Below are 23,653 nucleotides of genomic sequence, written 5' to 3' on the forward strand. Positions count from 1 at the left end.
ACCTGACAGGGTGATGGACAGGTTAGTGTTTTCTCCACACGCGACGAGCGGTTACCGCGGCGGAATGTCGCCGCGCGCCCAGCCCTCACGCGTGCGCGCCCGAAACTCTTCGAAAGTGCCGGCATCGATGGCCGCGCGGATGCCCTGCATCAGGCTCTGGTAATAGGCGATGTTGATTTCAGACAGCAGCATCGCGCCGAGGGTTTCGCCGGAGCGCACGAGATGATGCAGATAGGCGCGCGAGTAATCGCGTGCCGCCGGCCAGGTGCTCTCTTCGTCCAGCGGCCGCGGATCGTCCTGGTGCCGCGCATTGCGCATATTGATCTGGCCATAGCGTGTGAAGGCCATGCCGTGGCGGCCATTACGGGTCGGCATCACGCAGTCGAACATGTCGACGCCGCGCGCCACCGCTTCCAGCATGTCGTCCGGTGTACCGACGCCCATCAGGTAGCGCGGCCGCTCCGAGGGGAGGATCGGAACCACCTCCTCGATCATCGCCAGCATCACGGCCTGCGGCTCGCCGACGGCGAGGCCGCCGATCGCGTACCCATGAAAGCCGATATCGATCAGCCCCTGTGCGCTGGCGCGGCGCAGTTCCGGCACATCGCCCCCCTGCGCGATGCCGAACAGCATGTAACCGTCAGGCGCCGTCTCGAAGGCGCGCTTGCAGCGCTCGGCCCAGCGCAGCGACAACTGCATGGCGCGGTCGATGTCGGCGTGTTCGGCGGGCAGCCGCACGCATTCGTCGAGCTGCATCGCGATGTCCGAATTCAGCAGCCGCTGGATCTCGATGGCCCGTTCCGGCGTCAATTCGAACTTCGCGCCATCGATATGCGAACGGAACGTGACGCCCTGCTCCGTCACCTTGCGCAGCTGCGCCAGCGACATCACCTGGAAGCCGCCGGAGTCGGTCAGCATCGGCCCGTTCCAGGTCGTGAATTTCTGCAGACCACCGAACGACGCGACGCGTTCCGCGCCGGGACGCAGCATCAGGTGGTAGGTATTGCCCAACACGATATCCGCACCGGCATCGCGCACATCGCGCCAGTGCAAGCTCTTCATCGCACCGAGGGTGCCGACCGGCATGAAGGCCGGTGTGCGGACTACGCCATGCGGCGTCGTCAGCTGGCCTCTGCGTGCCGTGCCGTCAGTGCGCAGTAGTTCAAAATGATTGGCGACGGTCATGGATTGCGTGTGTCCCGAAACAGCAGACTGGCGTCGCCGTATGAATAGAAACGATAGCCGGTCGCGATGGCATGGGCATAGGCCTGCTTCATCGTATCTATGCCGGCAAAGGCAGAGACCAGCATGAATAGCGTCGAACGCGGCAGATGGAAATTCGTGAGCATGATATCGACGGCGCGGAAACGATAGCCGGGCGTGATGAAGATCGCAGTCTCGTCAGCGAACGGATGAATAACGCCGTCCTCGGACGTTGCGCTTTCCAGCAAACGCATTGAGGTCGTGCCGACGGCAACAACGCGTCCGCCGGCCGCATGCGCTGCGTTCAGCGCATCCGCCGTTGCGCGCGAGATCGTACCCCACTCGGAATGCATCTTGTGCTCGGCGGTGTCGTCGACCTTCACCGGCAGGAAGGTCCCGGCGCCCACATGCAGCGTGATGCGATGCAGGCCGACGCCGCGCGCTTTCAGAGCGGCTTCCAGTGCCGGCGTGAAATGCAGTCCCGCCGTCGGTGCGGCGACGGCGCCGTCATTGGCGGCGAACATGGTTTGATAATCGGCCGTGTCACGCTCGTCCGGAGCGCGTTTTCCGGCGATGTAAGGCGGCAGCGGCGGCGCGCCGAGTTCGGCAATCGCCTGATCCAGCGCCGGGCCGTGAAACGAGAAAGAGAAGATGATCTCGCCGGCATCACCCTTGTGCTCGACTTGAGCGTCGAGATGTCCGAGCAGGCAGACGCGGCCTTCATTGCCGAAGCGCACCGTATCGCCTTCGACGAGCTTCTTTGCAGGCCGTACCAGCGCCTGCCAGCGTGAACCATCGAGGCGCTTGATCAGCGTCGCATCGATCTTCGGTTCGGTGTCACGGCCGATGCGGCGGCCTGTGAGCTGCGCCGAGATAACCCTGGTGTCATTGACGACCAGCTGATCGCCGGGCTTCAGCCAAGTCGGTAGATCCGATACGACATGATCCTGCACGCCGATACCCGGCTGAACGACAAGTAGCCGCGCAGCGTCGCGCGGGCTGGCAGGCCGCAGCGCGATGTTCTCAGGCGGAAGTTCGAAATCGAAGATATCGGTACGCATGGGTTTGTAGTTATTCCCACTCCGTCATGGCCGGGCTTGTCCCGGCCATCCACGCCTTGGTGTTGATGCCTATAAAACGTGGATGCCCGGGACAACTAGCGAAGTTCGCTTCGCGCTGCCCGGGCATGACGAACGTGAGGGAGGAGCTTAACTTAGGCAGCCGCGTCGGCAGCCATATGCGCCTTGACGATCTTGTCCGGGTTCTGCACCGGCTCGCCGCGCTTGATCTTGTCGACGTTCTCCATGCCTTCGGTGACCTTGCCCCAGACAGTGTACTGCTTGTTGAGGAAGGACGCGTCGTCGAAGCAGATGAAGAACTGGCTGTCGCCGGAATCCGGGCTGGCCGCGCGCGCCATCGACAGCGTGCCGCGCACATGCGGCTCGTTATTGAATTCGGCCTTCAGCTTCTTGCCCGAACCGCCGGTGCCGGTGCCCTCCGGACAGCCGGTCTGCGCCATGAAGCCGTCGATGACACGGTGGAAGACGATACCGTCGTAGAAGCCTTCGCGCACGAGCTCCTTGATACGGGCGACATGGCCCGGTGCCAGATCCGGGCGCATCTCGATGGTGACGGGACCCTGGGTGGTTTCAAGGATCAAAGTATTCTCGGTAACAGCCATGCTCGTCTCTCTACTGGTTTGGGTTGGTTTCGGCGGTCGTCAAACCGCACTCGGAAGGGGCGTCCAGCGACCGCGTCGCCCAGGCCCCCGGTAAATGGCATCGGCGTGCAATGTTGCAATGTCTCCATCACAGCCGTTCGGTAAGCAACGCTGTCGGCCTCGGAGGCATCCGGCGTCTCGAAGGTAATTCGCGGCCTTCCGAGAAGTTCACCGGATCGCTTGAAGCTGAACAGTACCGTGATCTCCATGCCCGGATGGCCGCGCGGCAAGGCGGGCGGATGCCAGCACGCTTTCAGCCTTCCGAACATGCCCTCCAGCGTACTCACGGCGTCAGACTGAGCCGATGCCGGATGCGCCTGAAGGACGCCAGACAGCAATAATGCCGCGAGCAGAGCAATCACCCTGCATCGCGGCATCATGATGCTCACTTGATGTCGGAAGCGACCTGAACCTTGACCATCTTGTCAGGGTCGGTCACGGCGCCGCTGGCCGAACCGGGAGGCGCCTTCTTGAGCTTGTCGACGACGTCCATGCCGGCGACGACGTCGCCAACCACGGTGTATTTGCCGTTCAGCGACGAGCCCTCCGCGAACATGATGAAGAACTGCGAATTGGCCGAATCCGGATCGCCGGCACGTGCCATGCCAACAACGCCGCGCTTGTACGGCACCTGCGAGAATTCGGCCTTCAGGTTCGGATACTTCGATCCGCCGGTGCCGTTGAAGTTCTTGCCATCGCCGGTCTGCGCCATGAAGCCGTCCATCACGCGGTGGAACGGTACGTTGTTGTAGTAGCCTTCGCGGGCGAGCAGCTTGATGCGCTCGGCGTGCTGCGGGGCGATATCGGTGCGCAGCTTGATGATGATCCGGCCCTTGGTCGTGTCGATCACGACCGAATTGGCCTTGTCGAGGCCAGCCGGAAGGGCTGCCGGAGCCTGCGCGAAAGCGGGAGCCGCGAACATCAGCCCGGCAGCAAGTGCGACTATACGGATCATGGAAACTCCGGATCAGAGAAAGCCGGTCAGCCGGCGTTTGATTAAGCGGCGAATTTGGACTTGAGGCTCTTGGCAACCGCGTCCGGGACGAAAGCCGAAACGTCGCCGCCCATGGCGGCGATTTGCCGGACCAGTGTGGCGGTGATCGGGCGGACACTCACCGAGGCCGGAAGAAATACCGTCTGCACATCCGGCGCCATAGTCTCGTTCATGCCGACGATCTGCATCTCGTAATCGAGATCGGTGCCGTCGCGCAGCCCACGGATCATGATGGTCGCACCGATCTGTTGCGCCAGTGTGGTGGTGAGATTGTCATAGGTCGTGCAGTCGAATTCGCAGCCGGCGGCTGAGGCCAGCGGTCCGAACACCTGCTTCACCATCTCCAGCCGCTCGTCCGTCGAGAACAGCGGCTTCTTGCCAGGATGGACGCCGATGGCGACCACGAGCTTGTCGCACAGGCCAACGGCATGGCGGACCACATCGAGATGGCCATTGGTGACGGGATCGAATGAACCGGGATAAAGCGCGATACGGGGCATTCCCCCTCCTACCCCGCCCCCGTTCGAGCCGCAAGCCGACTTGGTTCCGCCCGCTGGGGCCGAAGGGCCGATGTTTATTTTCGGACAGGGCTCGAACCGGATGCCGGGTCAGCGCGTCTACTGGGTACGCAGCAACGATATTGAAAACATTGGGCTTTCGAGCCTCATGTGTCGTCATGCGCGTACGGACGAAACACAAACCGGGCCGGATGAAACCACTTTGCCCGGACACGACAACTTCCTGAAACCGGGCCTGATTAATCAGGCAAGCACAGGAAGCGACAAACAAACCGGGCCAAAACGGCCCGAATGACAGGGGACCGTCATGATCAAGACTCTCTCAGCAGTTGCCGTCGCAGCTTTCATTGCAGCCGCCCTCACCGTTCTGCCGGGCTTTGCCCCGAAGGTCGAGGCGTCGGTGCCGGTGGCCCTCGCCAAGGCCGACCGCCTGGACATCCACACCGTAGGTCGCAACTGCTCCGAGCAGGCCTGGCCGAACTTCGAGGCCTCCTGCCTGCGCAACGCAGCCAGCAAGACGATCACTGTCCGCGAAGTCCGCCTCGTGACCACCGAGCGTCGCTAAGCGGCATAGGATACCGCGCCCCGGCCAGAGCCGGGGTGTACTGATACTTAATCCGGGCAATCGAACTACACTCCTCAACGCCCGTGATGCATAGTTCAGTGAAATTCTCGCGACAGCTACTTCAACTAATTTCATAGCAATTCGCGACGCAACGTCGCAGACTGCTGGTCAAGCGCGATCGTGAAAGCGCGAGTCCCGTGAGGGCTGCCAGTGACCGCCATCCCAGCCGCATCGCCAGGCCACTCTGGCGGACTTCCTCTCACGGCAACGATCGGCGCGCTCGGCGTCGTCTATGGTGATATCGGCACCAGCCCCCTTTATGCACTCAAGGAAGCCGTGAAGGCAGCCGCCCATGGCGGGCCTCTCACGTCCGAAGCAACGCTCGGCGTGGTGTCGCTGATCCTCTGGGCGTTGATCCTGATTATCTCCCTGAAATACGCGCTTCTGATTCTGCGCGCCGACAATCGCGGCGAAGGCGGCATCGTCGCCCTGCTGGCACTGCTCCACGCGCGCAACGCAGAGCCGGGCACTTGGCGCATACATTTGCTGGTCGTCGGTCTCGTCGGCGCCGCGCTGCTCTATGGCGATGGCGCCATCACGCCGGCGATCTCGGTCCTATCAGCCATTGAAGGCCTCAAGGTCGATGCACCGTCGCTTGCGCCGGCCGTGGTGCCGCTCACCGTCATCATTCTGATCGGGCTGTTTCTGATGCAGAGCAAGGGCACCGGTTTCATCGGCGGCATCTTCGGGCCAGTGATGCTGGGCTGGTTTGCCGTGCTGGCGCTGCTCGGCATCCATGGCATCGTGCAATCGCCCGGCGTGCTCGCTGCCGTCAGTCCGCTCTATGCCTTCGAATTCCTGATCCACCAGGACTTCCACATCAGCTTTGCCATTCTCGGCGCCGCCTTCCTTGCCGTGACCGGCGGCGAAGCGATGTATGCCGATATGGGCCATTTCGGCCGGATGCCGATCAGGCTTGCCTGGTTTGCCATCGCGCTGCCGGCGCTGGTGCTGAACTATTTCGGCCAAGCGGGACTGCTGATCGCCGACCCGACCGCCATCAACAATCCGTTTTATCAACTGGCGCCTGACTGGCTGCACTACCCGCTGGTGGCCTTTGCCACCGTCGCGACGGTGATCGCCTCGCAGGCTATCATTTCCGGTGTGTTCTCGCTGACGCAGCAATCGATCCAGCTCGGCTTCCTGCCGCGGATGCAGATCCGGCACACCACCAGCCACGCCATGGGCCAGATCTATGTGCCGCTGGTGAACTGGCTGCTGGCGGCGGCGACGCTGGCCGCCGTGCTCAGCTTCGGCACATCGGACGCCCTGGCGGGCGCCTATGGCATCGCGGTATCGCTGCTGATGGCGATCACCACGCTGCTCGCGGCATTGGTCGCTCTGCAATGGGGTTATCCGCCGCTTCTCGTCGTGTCGGTGAATGGCTTCTTCTTCATCATCGATTGCATCTTCTTCGCCGCCAATTCCACGAAGCTGTTCGAAGGCGGCTGGTTTCCGCTATTCTTGGCGGCTGCTGTGGCGTTCCTGATGCTGACATGGCGCAGTGGTGTCAAACTCGTCGAAAGCGCCCGCGCCAAACTGCGTCAACCCGAAGAAGACCTGATCGAGACGGCCGTCAGTCGCTGCCATGCGCGCCTCAATGGCACTGCGGTGTTCCTGGCATCCATGCCGAACGGTGTGCCGCTGGCGCTGACGCAATTCGTCAAGCACAACCACGTCCTACATGAGCGCGTCATTCTGGTGACTGTGCTGATCTCCGAAGTGCCGCGCGTCCCGGATGTCGATCGCGCCGAGATTATCGAAGTCATTGAAGGGATCACGCGCGTCATCTTGCACTACGGCTTCATGCAGTATCCAACGATTTCGGACGGGCTAGGTCTAGCCTCCGAACAGGGCAAGCTGCCCGGCATCGATCTCGCCGAGATCACCTATTACATCGGCCGGGAGACCATCATTCCCAGCGACAAGGTCGCCGGGATGGCGGTGTGGCGCGAAACCGTATTCGCGTTCCTGCAACGTAACGCCGAACGCTCCGCAGCGTTCTTCGGTGTGCCGACCAAGCAGGTCGTCGAGTTCGGCACCGAAATCGAGATTTAAATCGTTCGCGATTTAAGCCTCGGCCGGTCGCGACTGCTCGCAGCAGGCCTGGCCGAACGTCGAGGCCTCCTGTCTGCGTTCTAGCGATCGACGCCCGCAAGGCGCGGAGCCTCTGCGAAACACGCGATGAGCATTTCGGTGAGGACTCGTACCTTTCGAGGGGGATGCTGACTTGGCGGGCGGATGACATAGACACCTGCCGGTGGCGACGGATGGCGGGTCATGACCGGAACAAGCGCGCCGGAGGCGACATCGTCATGGGTGATGCCATCGGGGAGCCAGGCGATGCCGAGTCCTGCCAATGCTGCGGCGCGGAGAGCCGTGCCGTTGTCGGCTTTGAAGCGCCCTTGCGGGCGCACCGTGATTGTCTTGTCGCCATCCATGAATTGCCAAGCTTCTGTGCCCTGCATGAGAGCCTGATGCGCGACGAGTTCGTCCGGCGTCTCGGGGGAACCATGCGCTGCGATATAGTCCGGGCTGGCGACCAGTTTTCCATAGATAGGCCCGACGTGTCGCGCGATCAGGTTGGAGTCCGGAAGATAGCCAACCCGGATCGCGCAATCGAAGCCTTCGGCGATGAGATCAACGAAGCGATCACTGTAGACGCTATGGATGTGGAGCTGCGGGTGCCGTCGCGCCATGTCCGCAAGCACGGGAGCTAAGTGCGTTGGGCCGAAAGTAAGCGGCACGGCAATGCGCAAGCGGCCGCAAAGCTCGCCATCAGGCAGGAGCAATTCCCTGGCCGCGTCGATCTCGGCGCAAGCTCGCGCTGCATGGTCGCGAAACGCGACTCCTGCTTCGGTGAGCGCAGCGCCGCGCGTGGTTCGTGCGAGAAGCTGCACGCCAAGTTCCGCTTCAATGCGAGCAAGCTGCCGACTGACGATCGACTTGGAGACGCCGAGCCGACGCGCAGCGGGCGAAACGCCACCCGCATCGGCAATTTCCACAAATGTCCGCAGCTCTTCGATGTCCATTCAGCGTTCCCCGTTTCGCGACACAGCTTGGCACGGGAGGGCACTACCCCATTACGCCGAGGAACGGCAATACCGCGCCCAGACGGTGCCGCTGTCGTCACACGTCTCCCGGCAAACCAACCTCACCCGTAACGGCAGCAGAGGATGTATTCATGACCTTTCGTAATGGCCTTGCGTCGCTCCTTCGTCCCGAAGACTCGGTCCTCATTCTGATCGACCACCAGCCCTACCAGCTCGCCAACGTGAACAGCCATGAACCGCAGATGGTGATCAACAATACGGCGGGCCTGGCGAAGGCCGCCAAGGCGTTCGGCGTTCCCACCATCCTGACCTCGGTGCTCGCCGAGCGTGGCGGTCTCTTATTCCCTCAGATCACCGACGTGTTCCCCGGCCAGGAGGTGATCGACCGGACCTTCATCAACACCTGGGAAGACCCGAAGGCGGTGGATGCCGTCAAGGCAACGGGCCGCAAGCAATTGATCATCGCGGGCCTGTGGACTGAGATCTGCGTCGCGATGCCGACGATCCAGGCCCTCGGCGAGGGCTGGGATGTAACGGTCGTCACCGATGCCTCGGGCGCCGTTTCGGTCGAGGCCCATCAGGTCGCCATCCAGCGCATGATCGCGGCCGGCGCCAACATGATGACCTGGCTGGCAGTGGCCGCCGAATGGCAGCGCGACTGGGCGCGGGCTGAGAGTGCCGCCAAGCTAACGGAAGTGATGACGCAGCATGCAGGCGGCAGCGGCATTGCGTATCTGTGGGAGCAACAGCTCCTCAATACGCCGGTGCCGAAGAGCGCAGGCGCATAGCGCCGAAAAGCCCCTTTCGACCGAGCAAGCGCGAGGTGTTGGGTTCTCGCTTCGCTCAACCCATCCCGCACATCAAATACATAAAAGAAAAACCCGCGGCATGACCGCGGGTTTTTTATCAACGTGCCAGCCGCTGCGGAGAGCCTCAGCCCTCCGCCACCGGCGCACCGTTGCCATTCTCGCCCTCTTCGCCCTCGCCCGCCTCGCCGATATGCTCGACCGACACGACGTGCTCGTCGTCAGCCGTGTTGAACACGATGACGCCCTGGGTCGAACGGCCGGCAATGCGGATACCTTCCACCGGACAGCGGATGAGCTGGCCCTTGTCGGTGACAAGCATGATCTGGTCGCTGTCCTCGACCGGGAACGAAGCGATCAGCTTGCCATTACGGTTGTTAACCGACATCGCGACGATACCCTTGCCGCCGCGGCCGGTGGTGCGGTACTCGAACGACGAGGTCCGCTTGCCGTAGCCGTTCTCGCTGATGGTCAGCACGAACTGCTCGGATGCCGACATCTCGACATAGCGCTGCTCGCCGAGTTCGATGGCGCCGGTCGCCTCTTCGGTCTCCACAGCAGCCGCCGCTTCGTCCGCGACATCGGCACGCTCCTCGGCGCCGCCGCGACGCACCGCATTGGCACGGCGCAGATAGGCCGCGCGTTCATCTGAATTTGCCTCCAGATGGCGCAGGATGGTGAGCGAGATCAGCTTGTCGCCCTCCGCCAGCGAAATGCCGCGCACGCCCATGGAGCTGCGGCCCTGGAACACGCGAACGTCTGTCACCGGGAAACGGATGCACTGGCCGCCGGCCGCTGTCAGCAGCACGTCGTCATGTTCGGTGGCGATCTGCACATCGACGATCGCTTCGCCCTCATCGAGCTTCATGGCGATGATGCCGGAGCGCCTGACATCGACGAAGTCAGAGAGCTTGTTGCGGCGGACATTGCCGCCGGTGGTCGCGAACATCACGTCGAGATCGTTCCACGTCGCCTCATCCTCGGGCAGCGGCATGATCGTGGTGATACGCTCGCCCTGCTCCAGCGGCAGAATATTGATCATCGCCTTGCCGCGGCCGTTTGGCGGCGCGATCGGCAGACGCCAGACCTTTTCCTTATAGACCTGGCCGCGCGACGAGAAGAACAGCACCGGCGTATGGGTCGAGGCCACGAACAGACGCGAGACGAAATCCTCATCGCGCGTCGCCATGCCGGAGCGGCCCTTGCCGCCGCGGCGCTGCGCCCGATAGGTCGAAAGCGGCACGCGCTTGACGTAGCCATGATGCGACACCGTCACCACCATGTCTTCGCGCTGGATCAGGTCTTCGTCTTCGACCTCGCCTTCCTGTTCCATGATCACCGTCTTGCGCGGTGTCGCGAATTCCAACTTCACCGCGCCGAGTTCGTCCTTGATGATGCCCTGGACGCGCGCGCGCGAACGCAGGATCTCCAGATAGTCCGCAATCTCGACGGCGAGCTTGTCCAGCTCGTCGGAGATTTCTTCGCGGCCCAGAGCTGTCAAACGTGCGAGGCGTAGGTCGAGAATGGCCTTGGCCTGTTCGAAGGACAGCCGCGCGGTGCCGTCTTCCTCGAGGCGATGACGCGGATCGTCGATCAGCATCATCATCGTCGCCACATCCTGCGCCGGCCAGCGGCGCTCCATCAGGATGTCGCGCGCAGTGGTCGGATCCGGCGAGGTCCGGATCACACGAATGACCTCGTCGATATTCGCCACCGCAATGGCCAGGCCGACGAGGATATGCGCGCGGTCGCGCGCCTTGTTGAGCAGGAACTTGGTACGGCGCGTGACGACCTGTTCGCGGAACGCGACGAAGATCGTCAGCAGGTCCTTCAGGTTCATCAGCAACGGCCGGCCGGTGTCGAGCGCCACCATGTTGGCGCCGAAATTAGTCTGCAGCGGCGTGAACTTGTAAAGCTGGTTGAGCACCACCTCCGGCACCGCGTCCCGCTTCAGTTCGACGACGACGCGAAAACCGTCGCGGTCAGATTCGTCTCTGAGATCGGAGATGCCTTCGATCTTCTTGTCGCGCACCAGTTCGGCGATGCGCTCCACCATGGTGGCCTTGTTCACCTGGTAGGGAATTTCAGAGACGATGATCGCTTCGCGGTCCTTGCGCGTCGGCTCGATAGAGACCTTGCCGCGCATCACGATGGAGCCGCGGCCGGTGTGATAGGCCGTACGAATCCCGGCGCGGCCGAGGATGATGCCGCCGGTCGGGAAATCCGGACCCGGAATGATCTTGTTCAGATCGTCAATGGTGAGTGACGGATCATCGATCAGCGCGACACAGGCATCGATGACTTCGCCGAGATTGTGCGGCGGGATATTGGTGGCCATGCCGACGGCAATGCCGCCGCCGCCATTCACCAGCAGATTCGGAAACTTGGCCGGCAGCACGCGCGGCTCGCGGAACGAGCCATCGTAGTTGTCCTGATAGTCGACGGTGTCCTTGTCGAGATCGTCGAGCAGCGACTGCGCTATCTTGGTCAGGCGCGATTCCGTGTATCGCATCGCGGCGGCCTGATCGCCATCCACCGAACCGAAATTGCCCTGACCGTCGATCAGCGGCACGCGCATCGAAAAGTCCTGCGCCATGCGGACCATGGCGTCATAGACCGACTGGTCGCCGTGCGGATGATACTTACCGATGACGTCGCCGACGGTTCGCGCCGACTTGCGATACGGCTTGTTCCACTCGAAGCCGTTCTCGTACATCGCATAGAGAATGCGACGATGCACCGGCTTCAAGCCGTCGCGCGCATCCGGCAGCGCACGCGCCACGATCACGCTCATGGCGTAATCGAGATACGAACGCTTCATCTCATCGAGGATGGATACGGGACGAATATCCGAGGGGGCCGGTGGCTCCCCAGGCTTCTGGTCTTCAGTGTCGGACAAGGATGATTTCCGGTCAGGTTTTGCTGGGAATCATATAGCGCATCGCGCGGCTTCAAGCCACCCCGCAGACAACGCCCGCGGCTCTATTTTCCTGCTGATTTTTCAAATGCTTACGAGAGCTGCACAGGGCTTGTGAAGTGGCCCCGAATAAGCCAGCCCGAACCCGCCGAATCTTGCGGAAATCATGCGGCCGTCTTGCAGCAATCTAGCGACCGAACACCACGGTGTGCATGACCCGGCCGGGCACAAGGGTGAACACGCCGGCGATCACCAGGGCGCCGGCGAAGATCGAAATCATGGTGATGGCATGCGCCCTGACGCGGTGCCGGCGTGCGGCGACCACTCCGACCACCAGCATCACCGGCGCGATGATCGACAGCAGGTGGATCGGGCTCCAGTCTCGCCACAGCCGGTAGCTATGGCCGTGGATCCCAAACGAGCTGATCGCAACGGTGGCGAGCAGGATCACCCAGATCCAGCCGAGCGTCTTGTGCGGTAGCGTGCCCTTGGGCGCGATCAATTGAACGACACCGAGCACGAATGCGACCATGGCCGCAAAAGCATGCAGCGGGATTGGAGCGGCGGCATCAAGCAGCGGCTGCAGCGACATGGTGGCCCTCGCGTTCAGGAGGCAGAGTCAGCTCACCATCGCAGAAATCTTTCCATTGTAAAGATCATGTTGCCCGCCACGTTGCCGCAGCTAACCGTCCCCTCAAAAAAGCAAAACGCGCTGCGAGCAATCAGCTCACAGCGCGCGATGCAGAAGTTCAGGACGTCCTGACAGCAGATCAGAAGGGTTATATGTGGTTATGGACGCGATGCGTGAGGCGGTCGAGGAGCGCGCCGGTGACCGAGGCTGGATTCCGGGATATCTCCAGGTCGCGCCTGGCGGACGGCTGCACCTTGTTTCGTGCGCGCCTCACGGGCTGATCGTGGCTGAATGGTTGGTTTCGGACGCAAGGCTCTCCGAGACAGGGGACCGCGCTAGTCGAGGCGACCCAAAGTATCCATGCCTCGCTCCGGGCGGACCGGGGCTCGACCACGCAATGATTCAAATCGTGAGCGAGCGTCAGATGCTGCCACCAGGCCCCCGTGCGAAATGTTGAGATCCATCAAGTTCATAGTTGCCAGCTAATCCAGTGGTTTGGCTTTTATCGCCTTGGTCACCCAGGGCGGTCTCATTGATATGCTCTCCCAGGACTCGCGTGATGACCTTATCGAAATTGAGGGGGTCGGCACCGTTGACTTGTATCAAGGACCATCCGTCCCGGCGCAAGCACTCGCCGATCTCCCTTGAGATATTGGCCTGCTTCAAGCCCCTGTCCACGCCGAGTTCGAACAGGAGGACTTCGATGAGCGGCTGGTGCGCATGCCGATCCGTAAGACGGCGGCGCAACGTTTCCTGCGGCGCATCGAGCTGGACAAGCAGGTCCGGTCGCGGCAGGAACGCTAGACAGTCACGAACCACGTCAATGCTTGGAGTTCGCGCCAGCAAAACTAGCGCACACAATGCCTGGATCAGGCCTTCTTCAAAAATGAAGTAACCTTCCGATTCCTGCGCTTTACGCCAAGATTCGCACAGTAGAGCGATGTCGACCTTCATGCGCCATGACCATGTGCGGCTTCGTAGCGGGATTGATGCTAGAAGCCGCGCCGCGACACCGTCCTTCGGCAGGGTCGATAGCAAGACAGGACCGGAGGTGGCAATCTTTCTGCCAATACGCCCAATGCCATGGCGCGTCTCCGGGCCGTCATCCTGGGCCGACGCATATTCAATCAGGCGATAACCGTTCACTGTCTTCAGGTTGATGCCTTCTTGCGCCAGCCCCCGGCAGAGGCCGCGAAGAAGTGTGGTCTTGCCTGCACCAGGCGGCCCAAATAACTCGATGATCATGGTGGAATGCCCAGCGCCTCGGAACAAGCTGTCATTTACCTGCAGGTCAGAGCTTAGCCGGATTACAAACCACACCAACGTTCATTTGAATGACTGTTCGGATCCGCGGACTGCCGCCCGTCGACTAGTCGGATCACGCCTGCCGCTCCGTTCCGGCATCGTGCGAATGCATGAAGACGTCGTCCCGACATCGAGGTTAGCGTCGGCGGACTCGAGGGACATATCCTTATGCTCAACGGAGACACGTTCAGCTATCGCGCGAGCCACCAGTCGGTTGATGTCGTTGCCGACTACGTCAGCACCTTCGAGGTGGGCCATTGCGCGGCATTGTGGCGGGACGTCGAACAGCCCTTGCTCGAAAGCATTCTGCGCCGGCTCGGAGGGCCACAGCGAACAAGCCTCGACTTCGCCTGCGGAACCGGACGCATTGCGAAGGTCGCCGCTCGGTTGTTCGGCTCGGTTGTCGGGGTCGATGTGTCAGAAGCGATGCTTTCGGCAGCTTCGGTGCCAGACAACGTGACGCTGCTATGCGTCGACGTCACCAAGGTTCCTCTCGAACAGACATTTGACGTTGCCACCGCATTTCGGTTCTTCTTGAATGCAGAAGACACGCTTAGGCGCGACGCATTGCGGGCGATCTATCGGCATCTTCGCAACGACGGCGTATTGGTGTGCAATATCCAGCTCAATGCAACGTCACCCATCGGGTCGTTCAGTCGTGTCCTGAACTGGGCATATCCGAGCAGACCTCGACACACCCTGACTTTGTATCAATTTTCAAGCCTGCTGTCGGATGAGGGATTTGAGGTCGTGGAGAGCACGTATTACGGCTATCTCCCGCGACCGGGCCGGTTGTTTCCACATCTCTGCGAGGCGCTGATCGAGCCATTCGAAAAGGCGTGCCGGAGGCTCAAGGTGCCGGGATTATTGGCGGAGAGTTTTATTGTCGCGGCGCGAAAGCGGGAACGCCTGTTTCCTCAGGTGCAGGACCCTCGGCGAATCGTGCAGGCACCAACAACCTCTTGAGGTTCGGGAGCATGATCATCGAGTTCTTTGGCCCGGCAGCCGCAGGAAAGACCACCTTCGCCCACGCGCTGTGCAAGCGGCTCAACGAGCGCGGCCATCATGCGAATGTTGTGCTCAGCTAGCCCAAGGGTCCGGCAGCCCGCTCTCCCTATCCAAGAGAAGCCCAAACCTCTCGCCGCCCTCCATTACAACGGGCTTTACGCGAAATCGGCTGGCAATGCGTTGATTTATCAAACGAAAGCCCCCCTTGTTTACACAAGCGGGCCCCACAGAATCTGATTCGAGTCTCGTCGGCAATCCGGAAGCTGAAAAACGCTAAGTCATTGAAGAAGCGACGAAAGCGTTTTTGAGTTTACACACAGCTCCAACCGACAGTCAGAACGGGATGTCGTCATCCATGTCGCTGCCGCGGCCACCACCGCCACCTGCCGGTGCGGCCACGCGGCGCTGCGGCGGAGCGCTCGACTGGCCGCCGCCGAAGCTGTCGCCCATGTCATCGCCGCCGTAACCGCCGCCACCACCCGCGCCGCCGCCCTTGCCGTCGAGCATGGTCAGTGTCGAATTGAAGCCCTGCAGCACGATCTCGGTGGAGTATTTCTCGACACCCTGCGGATCGGTCCATTTGCGGGTCTGCAGCGCGCCTTCGATGTAAACCTTGGCGCCCTTCTTCAGATACTGCTCGGCGACCTTGGCGAGACCTTCGCTGAAGATCACGACGCGGTGCCACTCGGTCTTTTCCTTGCGCTCGCCGGTGCCCTTGTCGCGCCAGGTATCCGAGGTCGCGACGGTCAGGTTGACGACCGGATTGCCGTTCTGCATCCGGCGGACTTCTGGATCCTTGCCGAGATTGCCGACCAAAATCACCTTGTTGACGCTACCCGCCATGCCACTCTCCTACTCTCGAATCTGAATTGCTGATTGGGCGCCGGCGCAGGCCCTGGCCCGCGCGCAAACGCCGCTGATGATGGGACCCTATACGGTCCGCGCTCCCGCGCAGGCCCCCGCGACCGGGTTATCCACGATCTCTTATATGATCGTCGTTCCATATAGCATGTTCCATTTTTGTTCTCAAGGACACCCCTTGGCGAATTGTTGGGCGACGACGAAGTGCCGAGTCGCCGCTGTCGCGTCTGAGTCGAGCAATAGTGGAACCCGAAGGGAACCGCGCCCGGTCAAAATTCATATACCTTTCATTAACTTAGAAACGGCCAAACATCGAAGACGAGTGTGCTATTTGGGTGACGGACTTTTTGGCAGACTTGCGTATATTTCGATCACTGAATTGCATTTGGCGCTTGCGCCGGGACACGAGGCTTCGCCGACGCGAAGCAATTTTGGGGAGAATTCACATGAAGAAGTTTCTTTTGGGCACCGTTGCTCTGATCGCTCTGGGCGCTTCGGTTCCGGCAATGGCCGCTGACCTGGCCGCTCGTCCCTACACCAAGGCTCCGGCCTATGTTCCCGCCCCGATCTACAACTGGACCGGTTTCTACATCGGCGGTCACGTCGGCGGCGCGTTCAACGGTTCGAACGGCTTCGGCGGCACTTCCGACAATTCGGACGGCCGTTTCCTCGGCGGCGTGCAGATCGGTTACGACTACCAGTTCGCTCCGAACTGGGTGTTCGGCATCGAAGGTCAGTACAGCTGGGTTGGTTCGAACAACACCAACGTCGCTTTCGTTCCGGCTGGCGTCACCTACAACCTGAACCAGAAGGGCCTCGCCTCGGTCACCGGTCGCATCGGTTACACCTGGGGTCCGGCACTGCTCTACGTGAAGGGCGGCTACGCTTACTCCGACTACAGCGAATCGCTGGTCACGACCGTTGGCGCCGTTCCGGTTGCCTTCGCAGCTGGCACCAAGCATGACGGTTACACCGTCGGCGCCGGCCTCGAATACCTGTTCACCCAGAACTGGTCGGGCAAGGTTGAGTACCAGTACTACGACTTCGGCAAGACCACCTTCGCTGCTCCGTCGCCGGTTGGCATCATCGGCCTGTCGTCCCGCAACGACGAGCACACCGTCAAGGCTGGCCTGAACTACCGCTTCAACTGGGGTGGCCCGGTCGTCGCGAAGTACTGAGCTTCGCGCCTGATTTCAGGCTCTTGATTACGGAAAGGCCGGCGGAAACGCCGGCTTTTTTCGTTTGGCTGGAAGCCCGGATTCCGGAGAGATTAAGAGCTAACCCATCGCCTGCGGTCGAATACTACCCACGACTGTAGCGCGCAAATTTTCACGCAACTATTGCGTTTGTTTTCCTCCGTTGCAAGGAAGGCACAGCCCGATAGCCTGAATCGCGCTAGAGTTGAAACACTCACAAGGGGAGCATGCCATGAAGAAAATTCTGCTCGCATCCGCCGCCCTCGCTGTTCTCGGCTCGGCAACGTCCGCTTCTGCGGCCGATCTCGCAGCACGGCCCTACACCAAGGCGCCTCCGATGATCGCCGTCGTCTATGACTGGACCGGTTTCTATATCGGCGGCAACGGCGGTTGGGGAACGAGCCGCAAATGCTGGGACACGACCCAGGTTCTCGGTGCCGCACTGGCCTTCAGCGAGGGATGCCATGACGCAAGCGGCGGCACGGCTGGCGGTCAGATCGGCTATCGCTGGCAGAGCGCTGCTTGGGTGTTCGGTCTGGAAGCACAGGGCAACTGGGCAGACTTCAAGGGCTCGAATGTCAGCCAGCTCGTACTCGGTACGACCGGTAACCGGTCCAAGATCGAAGCCTTCGGCCTGTTCACCGGCCAGATCGGTTACGCCTGGAACAACACCCTTCTTTACGTGAAGGGCGGCGCTGCCGTGACGAGCGACAAGTATCAGGGCTACACCGTGGGAACCAACGTCGTATTCGATAACGCCAAGGAAACCCGCTGGGGCGGTACGGTTGGCGTTGGCCTGGAATATGGCTTCACGCCAAACTGGTCCTTCGCGGTCGAATACGACCATCTGTTCATGGAGACCAGCAGCAACAGCTTCACCGCTGTGACACTTCCTGTGACCTCGCGTATCGATCGCATCAGCCAGGACGTCGACGTCGTCACCGCCCGCATCAACTACAAGTGGGGCGGCCCTGTCATCGCCAAGTATTGAGAACTGCGACCGCCTTCCCTCATTCCGACAAACTTAGCCCGGCCTCGCGCCGGGCTTTTTGCTGGCACCTCGCTCAGACCTGACGCGCTCCCGATTGGCCGTTCACTGGCATGAGCCCGATACCGGAAGACCTGTCCTGCGCAGGCCGTTCGATTTGCAGCCTTGCCTCGCAACCCCTCCGCCAACAAACCGTTGATCGTTGCTGCGGAGCACTGGAAATCCGTCCTCGTTCTTCCTATGTTCCGATGACAATCAATCGGCGTTGATCCCGGCCCGGCCGGCGGTGCGCGCCCGGATGAGCGCGCCTCGCGCGCTGGGGAATTGCCTGTTATGGACGAGATCATCAAGGCGAAGCGGCAGCAGGCCGCCACGAACATGCGCAGCATCACCATCCGCGGCGCCCGCGAGCACAATCTCAAGAATGTCGACCTGACGATCCCGCGCGACAAGCTGGTGGTGTTCACAGGCCTGTCCGGCTCCGGCAAGTCGTCCCTCGCCTTCGACACGATCTACGCCGAAGGCCAGCGCCGTTACGTGGAGTCGCTGTCAGCTTACGCCCGACAATTCCTCGAGATGATGCAGAAGCCGGATGTCGACCAGATCGACGGCCTGTCGCCCGCCATCTCCATCGAGCAGAAAACCACCTCGAAGAATCCGCGCTCGACCGTCGGCACCGTCACGGAGATCTACGACTACATGCGCCTGCTGTGGGCGCGCGTCGGCATTCCCTATTCACCAGCGACCGGCCTGCCGATCGAAAGCCAGACCGTGTCCATGATGGTCGACCGCGTGCTGGCGCTGCCGGAAGGCACGCGGCTGTATCTGCTGGCGCCCGTGGTGCGCGGCCGCAAGGGCGAGTATCGCAAGGAGCTGGCCGAATATCTCAAGAAGGGTTTTCAGCGCGTCAAGATCGACGGCACCTTCCATGAACTCGCTGAAGCGCCCGTACTCGACAAGAAGTTTCCGCATGACATCGACGTCGTCGTCGATCGCATCGTTGTCAGGCCGGATATCGGCCAGCGCCTCGCGGAAAGTTTTGAGACGGCACTGAAGCTCGCCGAAGGTCTTGCGGTCATCGAATATGCGGACGCGCCTGCCGCTCCCGCGGAAGACAAGAAGTCCGACAAGAAGGTCGCGAAGATTCACGACAAGACAGGTGCCGAGCGCATCCTGTTTTCCGAGAAGTTCGCCTGTCCGGTCTCCGGCTTCACCATTCCGGAAATCGAACCCAGACTGTTTTCGTTCAACAACCCCTATGGCGCTTGTCCGAAATGCGGTGGCCTCGGTGTCGAGCAGACCATTGATGCCGATCTCGTCATTCCCGACAAGGAACTGACGCTGCGCAAGGGCGCCATCGCGCCATGGGCGAAGTCGTCGTCGCCCTATTACGTGCAGACGCTGACGGCGCTCGGCAAGTTCTATAAATTCACCCTCGACACCAAGTGGAAGGATCTGCCGAAGAAGACGCAGAACGCCATCCTGCACGGCTCCGGCGATGATGAGATCAAGTTCTCCTATGAAGACGGCGTGCGCTCCTACGACACCAAGAAGCCGTTCGAGGGCGTCGTCACCAATATCGACCGCCGTTTCCGCGAGACCGAAAGCGAATGGGCGCGCGAAGAACTCGGCAAGTATTTTTCCGACGTGCCCTGCGATGCCTGCGAGGGTTATCGACTGAAGCCCGAAGCGCTCAGTGTGAAGATCGGCGGCAAGCATATCGGCAACATCTCGGAAATGTCGGTGCGCAAGGCCGGCGACTGGTTCGAGACCGTGCCGGATCTGCTCAACAAACAGCAGAACGAGATCGCCGTCCGCATCCTCAAGGAAATCCGCGAGCGCCTCTCCTTCCTGCTCGATGTCGGCCTCAACTACCTGACGCTGGCGCGCTCATCCGGCACGCTGTCGGGCGGCGAGAGTCAGCGCATTCGCCTCGCATCGCAGATCGGCTCGGGCCTCACCGGCGTGCTCTACGTGCTCGACGAGCCGTCGATCGGCCTGCATCAGCGCGACAATGCACGCCTGCTGGATACGCTGCGGCGGCTGCGCGATCTCGGCAATACCGTGATCGTGGTCGAGCATGACGAGGACGCGGTGATCGCGGCCGATTACGTGGTCGATGTCGGTCCCGGCGCCGGCACCCATGGCGGCAATATCGTCGCGCAGGGCACGCCCCAGGAGGTGATGAAGAATCCGAAGTCGCTGACCGGAAAATATCTCACCGGCGAAATGTCGGTGCCGGTGCCGGAGCGCCGGCCGCCGAACCATCGCCGCACCATCAAGGTGATCAATGCGCGCGGCAACAATCTCAAGAACGTCTCGGCGGAAGTCCCGCTCGGCCTGTTCACCGCGGTGACCGGCGTCTCCGGTGGCGGCAAGTCGACGCTGCTGATCGACACGCTCTACAAGGCGATCGCGCGAAAGCTCAACGGCGCCAGCGAAGGCGCCGCGCCGCATGACCGCATCGAGGGCCTGGAGCATATCGACAAGATCATCGAGATCGACCAGTCGCCGATCGGCCGCACGCCGCGCTCGAATCCGGCGACCTATACCGGCGCCTTCACGCCGATCCGCGAATGGTTTGCCGGCCTGCCGGAATCCAAGGCACGCGGCTACGAGGCCGGCCGGTTCTCGTTCAACGTCAAGGGCGGCCGCTGCGAGGCCTGCCAGGGCGACGGCGTCATCAAGATCGAGATGCACTTCCTGCCCGACGTCTATGTCACCTGCGACACCTGCAAGGGCAAGCGCTACAACCGCGAAACGCTGGAAGTCCTGTTCAAGGGCAAGTCGATCGCCGACGTGCTCGACATGACCGTCGAAGAAGCCGCCGACTTCTTCAAGGCGGTGCCACGCGTGCGCGAGACTTTTAAAACCTTGCATCGTGTCGGACTGGATTACATCCATGTCGGCCAGCAGGCCACGACTCTGTCAGGCGGCGAAGCGCAGCGCGTGAAGCTCGCCAAGGAGCTGAGCAAGCGCGCCACCGGCCGCACGCTCTACATTCTCGACGAGCCAACCACGGGACTCCACTTCCACGACGTCGCCAAGCTGCTGGAAGTGCTGCATGAGCTGGTGGCGCAGGGCAACACGGTGGTGGTGATCGAGCACAATCTCGAAGTCATCAAGACCGCCGACTGGGTCATCGATCTCGGCCCCGAAGGCGGCGACGGCGGCGGCGAGATTGTCGCCTGGGGCCCGCCGGAAGATATCGTCAAGGCACCGCGCAGCTATACGGGCAAGTTTTTGAAGCCGGTGCTGGAAAAGGCGGGCAAGCCGAAGAAGCGGAAGGTTGTGGATGAGGCGGCGGAGTGAAGATCAGGCGAAAACGACTTTTGTGGAGATGAAGTATCATATCCATAAAGACCGCGATGGGGAATTTTGGTGCTTTTTGCCTGGTGGGACTATTTCAAGTATCGAAGGCGGAAAGGCAAGTATTCCGACGATCAACGTGACGGCGGGATGGCACTAGCATTTGTCGATAGTATTCCCGATGAACAAATTGCACAGTTTCGACGATCCGACCTAATATTCACTCAAAGACATAATTCATTCCTATCGTGGGCAATGATGTACTTCTCATCGTCTCCGATAGACCATGCTGCTGTATACGTTGGGGATGGCAACGTTCTACACATGACGCTCTCGGGTAGCGGGCTACACTCCATTCGGGCACTTGCAAGAGGCAGCAGAATTCTCGTCGTCAGAATGACTAACGAGCAGCAGGCAGAGTTCACAGAGACTAACGAACTGGACAGACCTCAGATCGACAGAGGCTCTGCGCTCGCTCATCAACTTCCGCCTAAGATGCAGCTCGCCATCGCCGGATTGAAGATAATACATGGGAAATACCTTGATCGGTTCCGCATAACGGTTTGGCTTGAATTTTTTATAACCGTGAATCTGGCGTGCTTATTGCTCTGGTCGGCCTTCAAAATTCTCACCCCCTTCTTCTTTCCGGCAGCTTCTCTGATCACGTTTGCTTATTTTTCGGGAGCGAACTTCATACGTTACTGCGAAGGAAAGCGACCTCACCTTCTCAGCCATCCTGACCTTGGGTATCGATCATTTTTCAAATCAGGAGGACTTATGTTTACCCGGATTGGTCCCATTGGGGTCTTAGACATCGGCGTCCTTCCTTTGAAGGCGATTTTTCGCCTCGCTCGTCAGGGAGCCGATGATGGCGCCGACGATGAGTTTAAGAAAGCCGCTGAGTTCTTCCACTACTTGATTGAAGGCTGGCATGTTCGCGAATTTTGCGAGAAAGCCGAAAATAGCAATAGCGACCAACAGCATGATAAGTAGATTAAAGAAAGCTCGCACAGCCCACGGAAGATCATAGAATACCTTGAATGAGACGCTACGAGACGTTTTAGTTTTCTTCTCTTCGTACATATGATTCCTTTCGCTGCTTTGAGCGTAAAATTACTTGGCTCTGAGCGCGAACGATAGATATCTTCGTTGATGAATTCATTGAATTTTCAGCTAGCTTAGCCCGGATGAGCGGAGCGATATCCGGGGCGCTTCATCGCGCAAATATCCCGCATATCGCTCCACTCATGCGGACTACGTGCGTCTCTCTACCTAACGATCGGCTCGCTTGGCGGCGAATGCGAAAACCGCATCGATATCGGCGTCTTCCAGATACGGATAGTCCCGCAGGATACCCTCGCGCGTCTCGCCGGCCGCGAGCAATCCGAGCACATCTGAGACCGATATCCGCAAGCCGCGAATGCATGGGCGGCCGTGCATGCGGTCCGGATCAATTGTGATCCGGGTCAGGACATCGTTCATGCCTCACCTCAACCCCGTCCCGTGACAACGCTGGCACTTCACCACCTTCTCGCCCTTCTTGAGCAGGCCCTTGCCTTCGCAATTCTTGCACTTCTGCTTCTTCTTGGTGTTGGGGCCTTTCTGGTTCGGTCTATCGTCTGCCATGAGGGCCTCCTGCGGGTGATGTGAAACGGCAATGGCGGGCTTAGCACGCTTGCGCGCAGCTCGTGCATCGTTTCGCCGCGCGGATGCGGGTTGAAAAGCGGGTCTGATGGGATCATCCTTCGGGCGGGTCGCATATCGGCCACGACTCAGACGAGAACCAGCCCGTGACCGCCACTGCCAAACATCCAGCCGAGACCGAGACCCCGGCCACCGCCCCGCCCGCCAGCCATGCCCTATAAGCTCGCCATCTTCGATTTCGACGGCACGCTGTCCGACAGCTTTTCGTGGTTCCTCAGCGTCATCAATTCCGTCGCCGACAAGCACAAGTTTCAGCGCGTCGAACGCGACCGCATCGACGAGTTGCGGAGCGTCGGCGCCGGTGAGCTGATCCGGCTGCTCGGTGTCGCCAAATGGCGGATCCCGTTGATTGCGCGCGACATGCGCAAGCGCAAGGCGCAGCAGATTGATCGCATCAATCTGTTTCCCGGCGTCGACCGCATGTTCTGTGAATTGAAGGCGCGTGGCATGACGATTGCGATCGTCAGCTCCGATAGCGAGGACAATGTCCGACACGTGCTCGGCGATCTCGATCAGCACGTCGCCTATTTCGCATGCGGCGCCGGCCTGTTCGGCAAGACGGCGAAATTCCAGCGTATCCTTGAGCTCACCGGCATCTCTGTCGATGACACGATCAGCATCGGCGACGAGATCCGCGATATCGACGCTGCACGCGAGGCCGGAATCGATTTCGGCGCGGTGACGTGGGGCTATACCAGCGGAGCGGCCCTGAAAGCGCGCACGCCGAATTATGTGTTTTCCCGGATCGACGAAGTGATCGCGACGCTGGCTGTGCCAGGACGCTAACGGCCGGCCACAGACAGACGAAACCCGCC

Annotated in this window: 23 protein-coding genes; 10 read left to right on the forward strand and 13 right to left on the reverse strand. The window is 60.9% G+C overall.

Going from position 1 to position 23,653, the window contains the following annotated elements; genetic code table 11:
* Nucleotides 1-51: 51 nt before the first annotated feature.
* The 6 genes from tgt to coaD all read right to left on the reverse strand — a co-directional run bounded on the left by tgt (nt 52) and on the right by coaD (nt 4,417).
* Nucleotides 52-1,185, reverse strand: a complete 1,134-nt coding sequence (gene tgt / locus AC1DUY_RS02810) for a tRNA guanosine(34) transglycosylase Tgt (RefSeq protein WP_478112088.1) — start codon at nt 1,183-1,185, stop codon at nt 52-54.
* A complete protein-coding gene (queA, locus tag AC1DUY_RS02815; RefSeq protein ID WP_478112090.1) occupies nt 1,182-2,264 on the reverse strand; it encodes a tRNA preQ1(34) S-adenosylmethionine ribosyltransferase-isomerase QueA in 1,083 nt (360 codons plus the stop codon). Before queA ends, tgt begins: the two co-directional genes overlap by 4 nt.
* Nucleotides 2,265-2,416: 152 nt before the next feature.
* On the reverse strand, nt 2,417-2,884 hold the full coding sequence (locus AC1DUY_RS02820) for a peptidylprolyl isomerase (protein ID WP_478112092.1): 468 nt from the start codon (nt 2,882-2,884) through the stop codon (nt 2,417-2,419).
* On the reverse strand, nt 2,860-3,303 hold the full coding sequence (locus AC1DUY_RS02825; RefSeq protein ID WP_120290341.1) for a hypothetical protein: 444 nt from the start codon (nt 3,301-3,303) through the stop codon (nt 2,860-2,862). Before AC1DUY_RS02825 ends, AC1DUY_RS02820 begins: the two co-directional genes overlap by 25 nt.
* Before the next feature lie 5 nt (nt 3,304-3,308).
* A complete protein-coding gene (locus tag AC1DUY_RS02830) occupies nt 3,309-3,878 on the reverse strand; it encodes a peptidylprolyl isomerase (RefSeq protein ID WP_478112094.1) in 570 nt (189 codons plus the stop codon).
* A 41-nt stretch (nt 3,879-3,919) separates the two neighbouring features.
* On the reverse strand, nt 3,920-4,417 hold the full coding sequence (coaD, locus tag AC1DUY_RS02835) for a pantetheine-phosphate adenylyltransferase (RefSeq protein WP_089264449.1): 498 nt from the start codon (nt 4,415-4,417) through the stop codon (nt 3,920-3,922).
* 70 nt (nt 4,418-4,487) lie between these two features.
* On the opposite strand from coaD, the gene AC1DUY_RS02840 reads away from it, so the two are divergent.
* The 3 genes from AC1DUY_RS02840 (at nt 4,488) to AC1DUY_RS02850 (ending at nt 7,118) form a co-directional block, all read left to right on the forward strand.
* Nucleotides 4,488-4,730, forward strand: a complete 243-nt coding sequence (locus tag AC1DUY_RS02840) for a hypothetical protein (protein ID WP_184516379.1) — start codon at nt 4,488-4,490, stop codon at nt 4,728-4,730.
* A 12-nt stretch (nt 4,731-4,742) separates the two neighbouring features.
* Entirely contained in the window at nt 4,743-5,000 is a 258-nt protein-coding gene (locus AC1DUY_RS02845) for a hypothetical protein (protein WP_089264450.1), read from the forward strand.
* Between the two features lie 210 nt (nt 5,001-5,210).
* Nucleotides 5,211-7,118: a potassium transporter Kup gene (locus AC1DUY_RS02850; protein WP_478112098.1), complete on the forward strand. Its 1,908-nt coding sequence runs from the start codon at nt 5,211-5,213 to the stop codon at nt 7,116-7,118.
* An 80-nt stretch (nt 7,119-7,198) separates the two neighbouring features.
* Here AC1DUY_RS02850 and AC1DUY_RS02855 read toward each other — a convergent pair whose 3' ends face one another.
* Complete coding sequence (locus AC1DUY_RS02855) at nt 7,199-8,092, reverse strand: LysR family transcriptional regulator (protein ID WP_478112100.1); 894 nt, start codon at nt 8,090-8,092, stop codon at nt 7,199-7,201.
* A gap of 152 nt (nt 8,093-8,244) precedes the next feature.
* Between AC1DUY_RS02855 and AC1DUY_RS02860 the strand changes: the two genes are divergently transcribed.
* The gene (locus AC1DUY_RS02860; protein ID WP_120289867.1) at nt 8,245-8,901 is read left to right on the forward strand and encodes a hydrolase; all 657 of its coding nucleotides are present in this window, start codon (nt 8,245-8,247) and stop codon (nt 8,899-8,901) included.
* Between the two features lie 145 nt (nt 8,902-9,046).
* Here AC1DUY_RS02860 and gyrA read toward each other — a convergent pair whose 3' ends face one another.
* The 3 genes from gyrA to AC1DUY_RS02875 all read right to left on the reverse strand — a co-directional run bounded on the left by gyrA (nt 9,047) and on the right by AC1DUY_RS02875 (nt 13,712).
* A complete protein-coding gene (gene gyrA, locus AC1DUY_RS02865) occupies nt 9,047-11,818 on the reverse strand; it encodes a DNA gyrase subunit A (RefSeq protein ID WP_478112102.1) in 2,772 nt (923 codons plus the stop codon).
* Nucleotides 11,819-12,023: 205 nt separating this feature from the next.
* Entirely contained in the window at nt 12,024-12,428 is a 405-nt protein-coding gene (locus AC1DUY_RS02870) for a DUF2306 domain-containing protein (RefSeq protein WP_478112104.1), read from the reverse strand.
* Between the two features lie 459 nt (nt 12,429-12,887).
* Nucleotides 12,888-13,712 carry a nucleoside/nucleotide kinase family protein gene (locus AC1DUY_RS02875; protein ID WP_439063817.1) on the reverse strand — a complete coding sequence of 275 codons (825 nt, stop codon included), beginning with the start codon at nt 13,710-13,712 and terminating at the stop codon, nt 12,888-12,890.
* Between the two features lie 228 nt (nt 13,713-13,940).
* Here AC1DUY_RS02875 and AC1DUY_RS02880 point away from each other — a divergent pair, with 228 nt between their 5' ends.
* Entirely contained in the window at nt 13,941-14,738 is a 798-nt protein-coding gene (locus AC1DUY_RS02880) for a class I SAM-dependent methyltransferase (RefSeq protein ID WP_089264455.1), read from the forward strand.
* A 375-nt stretch (nt 14,739-15,113) separates the two neighbouring features.
* Here the strand turns inward: AC1DUY_RS02880 and AC1DUY_RS02885 are convergent, their stop codons facing one another.
* Nucleotides 15,114-15,623: a single-stranded DNA-binding protein gene (locus tag AC1DUY_RS02885; RefSeq protein WP_092142634.1), complete on the reverse strand. Its 510-nt coding sequence runs from the start codon at nt 15,621-15,623 to the stop codon at nt 15,114-15,116.
* 464 nt (nt 15,624-16,087) lie between these two features.
* Between AC1DUY_RS02885 and AC1DUY_RS02890 the strand changes: the two genes are divergently transcribed.
* The 4 genes from AC1DUY_RS02890 (at nt 16,088) to AC1DUY_RS02905 (ending at nt 22,127) form a co-directional block, all read left to right on the forward strand.
* Nucleotides 16,088-16,819, forward strand: coding sequence for an outer membrane protein (locus AC1DUY_RS02890; RefSeq protein ID WP_439063815.1), 732 nt, complete (start codon nt 16,088-16,090; stop codon nt 16,817-16,819).
* 250 nt (nt 16,820-17,069) lie between these two features.
* Nucleotides 17,070-17,828 (forward strand): outer membrane protein, encoded by a 759-nt coding sequence (locus AC1DUY_RS02895; protein WP_093758685.1) that lies wholly within the window; start codon nt 17,070-17,072, stop codon nt 17,826-17,828.
* Nucleotides 17,829-18,158: 330 nt separating this feature from the next.
* Nucleotides 18,159-21,137 carry an excinuclease ABC subunit UvrA gene (gene uvrA / locus AC1DUY_RS02900; RefSeq protein WP_478112108.1) on the forward strand — a complete coding sequence of 993 codons (2,979 nt, stop codon included), beginning with the start codon at nt 18,159-18,161 and terminating at the stop codon, nt 21,135-21,137.
* A 69-nt stretch (nt 21,138-21,206) separates the two neighbouring features.
* Entirely contained in the window at nt 21,207-22,127 is a 921-nt protein-coding gene (locus tag AC1DUY_RS02905) for a hypothetical protein (protein WP_478112110.1), read from the forward strand.
* A 279-nt stretch (nt 22,128-22,406) separates the two neighbouring features.
* Here AC1DUY_RS02905 and AC1DUY_RS02910 read toward each other — a convergent pair whose 3' ends face one another.
* Together AC1DUY_RS02910 and AC1DUY_RS02915 are read right to left on the reverse strand one after the other, a co-directional pair.
* Nucleotides 22,407-22,616 (reverse strand): DUF433 domain-containing protein, encoded by a 210-nt coding sequence (locus AC1DUY_RS02910; RefSeq protein ID WP_478112112.1) that lies wholly within the window; start codon nt 22,614-22,616, stop codon nt 22,407-22,409.
* 3 nt (nt 22,617-22,619) lie between these two features.
* Nucleotides 22,620-22,760, reverse strand: a complete 141-nt coding sequence (locus AC1DUY_RS02915) for a hypothetical protein (RefSeq protein ID WP_165826921.1) — start codon at nt 22,758-22,760, stop codon at nt 22,620-22,622.
* A gap of 228 nt (nt 22,761-22,988) precedes the next feature.
* On the opposite strand from AC1DUY_RS02915, the gene AC1DUY_RS02920 reads away from it, so the two are divergent.
* Nucleotides 22,989-23,624, forward strand: a complete 636-nt coding sequence (locus AC1DUY_RS02920; RefSeq protein ID WP_478112114.1) for an HAD-IA family hydrolase — start codon at nt 22,989-22,991, stop codon at nt 23,622-23,624.
* The last annotated feature ends 29 nt before the right edge of the window (nt 23,625-23,653 follow it).

It is taken from the genome of Tardiphaga sp. P4_G1 (assembly GCF_056401215.1).

What these genes read in the sequence shown, in the direction of transcription:
- tgt (WP_478112088.1), bottom strand. Translation starts at nt 1,185, where the DNA reads ATGACCGTCGCCAATCATTTTGAACTACTGCGCACTGACGGCACGGCA.
- queA (WP_478112090.1), bottom strand. Translation starts at nt 2,264, where the DNA reads ATGCGTACCGATATCTTCGATTTCGAACTTCCGCCTGAGAACATCGCG.
- AC1DUY_RS02820 (WP_478112092.1), bottom strand. Translation starts at nt 2,884, where the DNA reads ATGGCTGTTACCGAGAATACTTTGATCCTTGAAACCACCCAGGGTCCC.
- AC1DUY_RS02825 (WP_120290341.1), bottom strand. Translation starts at nt 3,303, where the DNA reads ATGATGCCGCGATGCAGGGTGATTGCTCTGCTCGCGGCATTATTGCTG.
- AC1DUY_RS02830 (WP_478112094.1), bottom strand. Translation starts at nt 3,878, where the DNA reads ATGATCCGTATAGTCGCACTTGCTGCCGGGCTGATGTTCGCGGCTCCC.
- coaD (WP_089264449.1), bottom strand. Translation starts at nt 4,417, where the DNA reads ATGCCCCGTATCGCGCTTTATCCCGGTTCATTCGATCCCGTCACCAAT.
- AC1DUY_RS02840 (WP_184516379.1), top strand. Translation starts at nt 4,488, where the DNA reads ATGTTTATTTTCGGACAGGGCTCGAACCGGATGCCGGGTCAGCGCGTC.
- AC1DUY_RS02845 (WP_089264450.1), top strand. Translation starts at nt 4,743, where the DNA reads ATGATCAAGACTCTCTCAGCAGTTGCCGTCGCAGCTTTCATTGCAGCC.
- AC1DUY_RS02855 (WP_478112100.1), bottom strand. Translation starts at nt 8,092, where the DNA reads ATGGACATCGAAGAGCTGCGGACATTTGTGGAAATTGCCGATGCGGGT.
- AC1DUY_RS02860 (WP_120289867.1), top strand. Translation starts at nt 8,245, where the DNA reads ATGACCTTTCGTAATGGCCTTGCGTCGCTCCTTCGTCCCGAAGACTCG.
- AC1DUY_RS02870 (WP_478112104.1), bottom strand. Translation starts at nt 12,428, where the DNA reads ATGTCGCTGCAGCCGCTGCTTGATGCCGCCGCTCCAATCCCGCTGCAT.
- AC1DUY_RS02875 (WP_439063817.1), bottom strand. Translation starts at nt 13,712, where the DNA reads ATGATCATCGAGTTATTTGGGCCGCCTGGTGCAGGCAAGACCACACTT.
- AC1DUY_RS02880 (WP_089264455.1), top strand. Translation starts at nt 13,941, where the DNA reads ATGCTCAACGGAGACACGTTCAGCTATCGCGCGAGCCACCAGTCGGTT.
- AC1DUY_RS02885 (WP_092142634.1), bottom strand. Translation starts at nt 15,623, where the DNA reads ATGGCGGGTAGCGTCAACAAGGTGATTTTGGTCGGCAATCTCGGCAAG.
- AC1DUY_RS02890 (WP_439063815.1), top strand. Translation starts at nt 16,088, where the DNA reads ATGAAGAAGTTTCTTTTGGGCACCGTTGCTCTGATCGCTCTGGGCGCT.
- AC1DUY_RS02895 (WP_093758685.1), top strand. Translation starts at nt 17,070, where the DNA reads ATGAAGAAAATTCTGCTCGCATCCGCCGCCCTCGCTGTTCTCGGCTCG.
- uvrA (WP_478112108.1), top strand. Translation starts at nt 18,159, where the DNA reads ATGGACGAGATCATCAAGGCGAAGCGGCAGCAGGCCGCCACGAACATG.
- AC1DUY_RS02910 (WP_478112112.1), bottom strand. Translation starts at nt 22,616, where the DNA reads ATGAACGATGTCCTGACCCGGATCACAATTGATCCGGACCGCATGCAC.
- AC1DUY_RS02915 (WP_165826921.1), bottom strand. Translation starts at nt 22,760, where the DNA reads ATGGCAGACGATAGACCGAACCAGAAAGGCCCCAACACCAAGAAGAAG.
- AC1DUY_RS02920 (WP_478112114.1), top strand. Translation starts at nt 22,989, where the DNA reads ATGCCCTATAAGCTCGCCATCTTCGATTTCGACGGCACGCTGTCCGAC.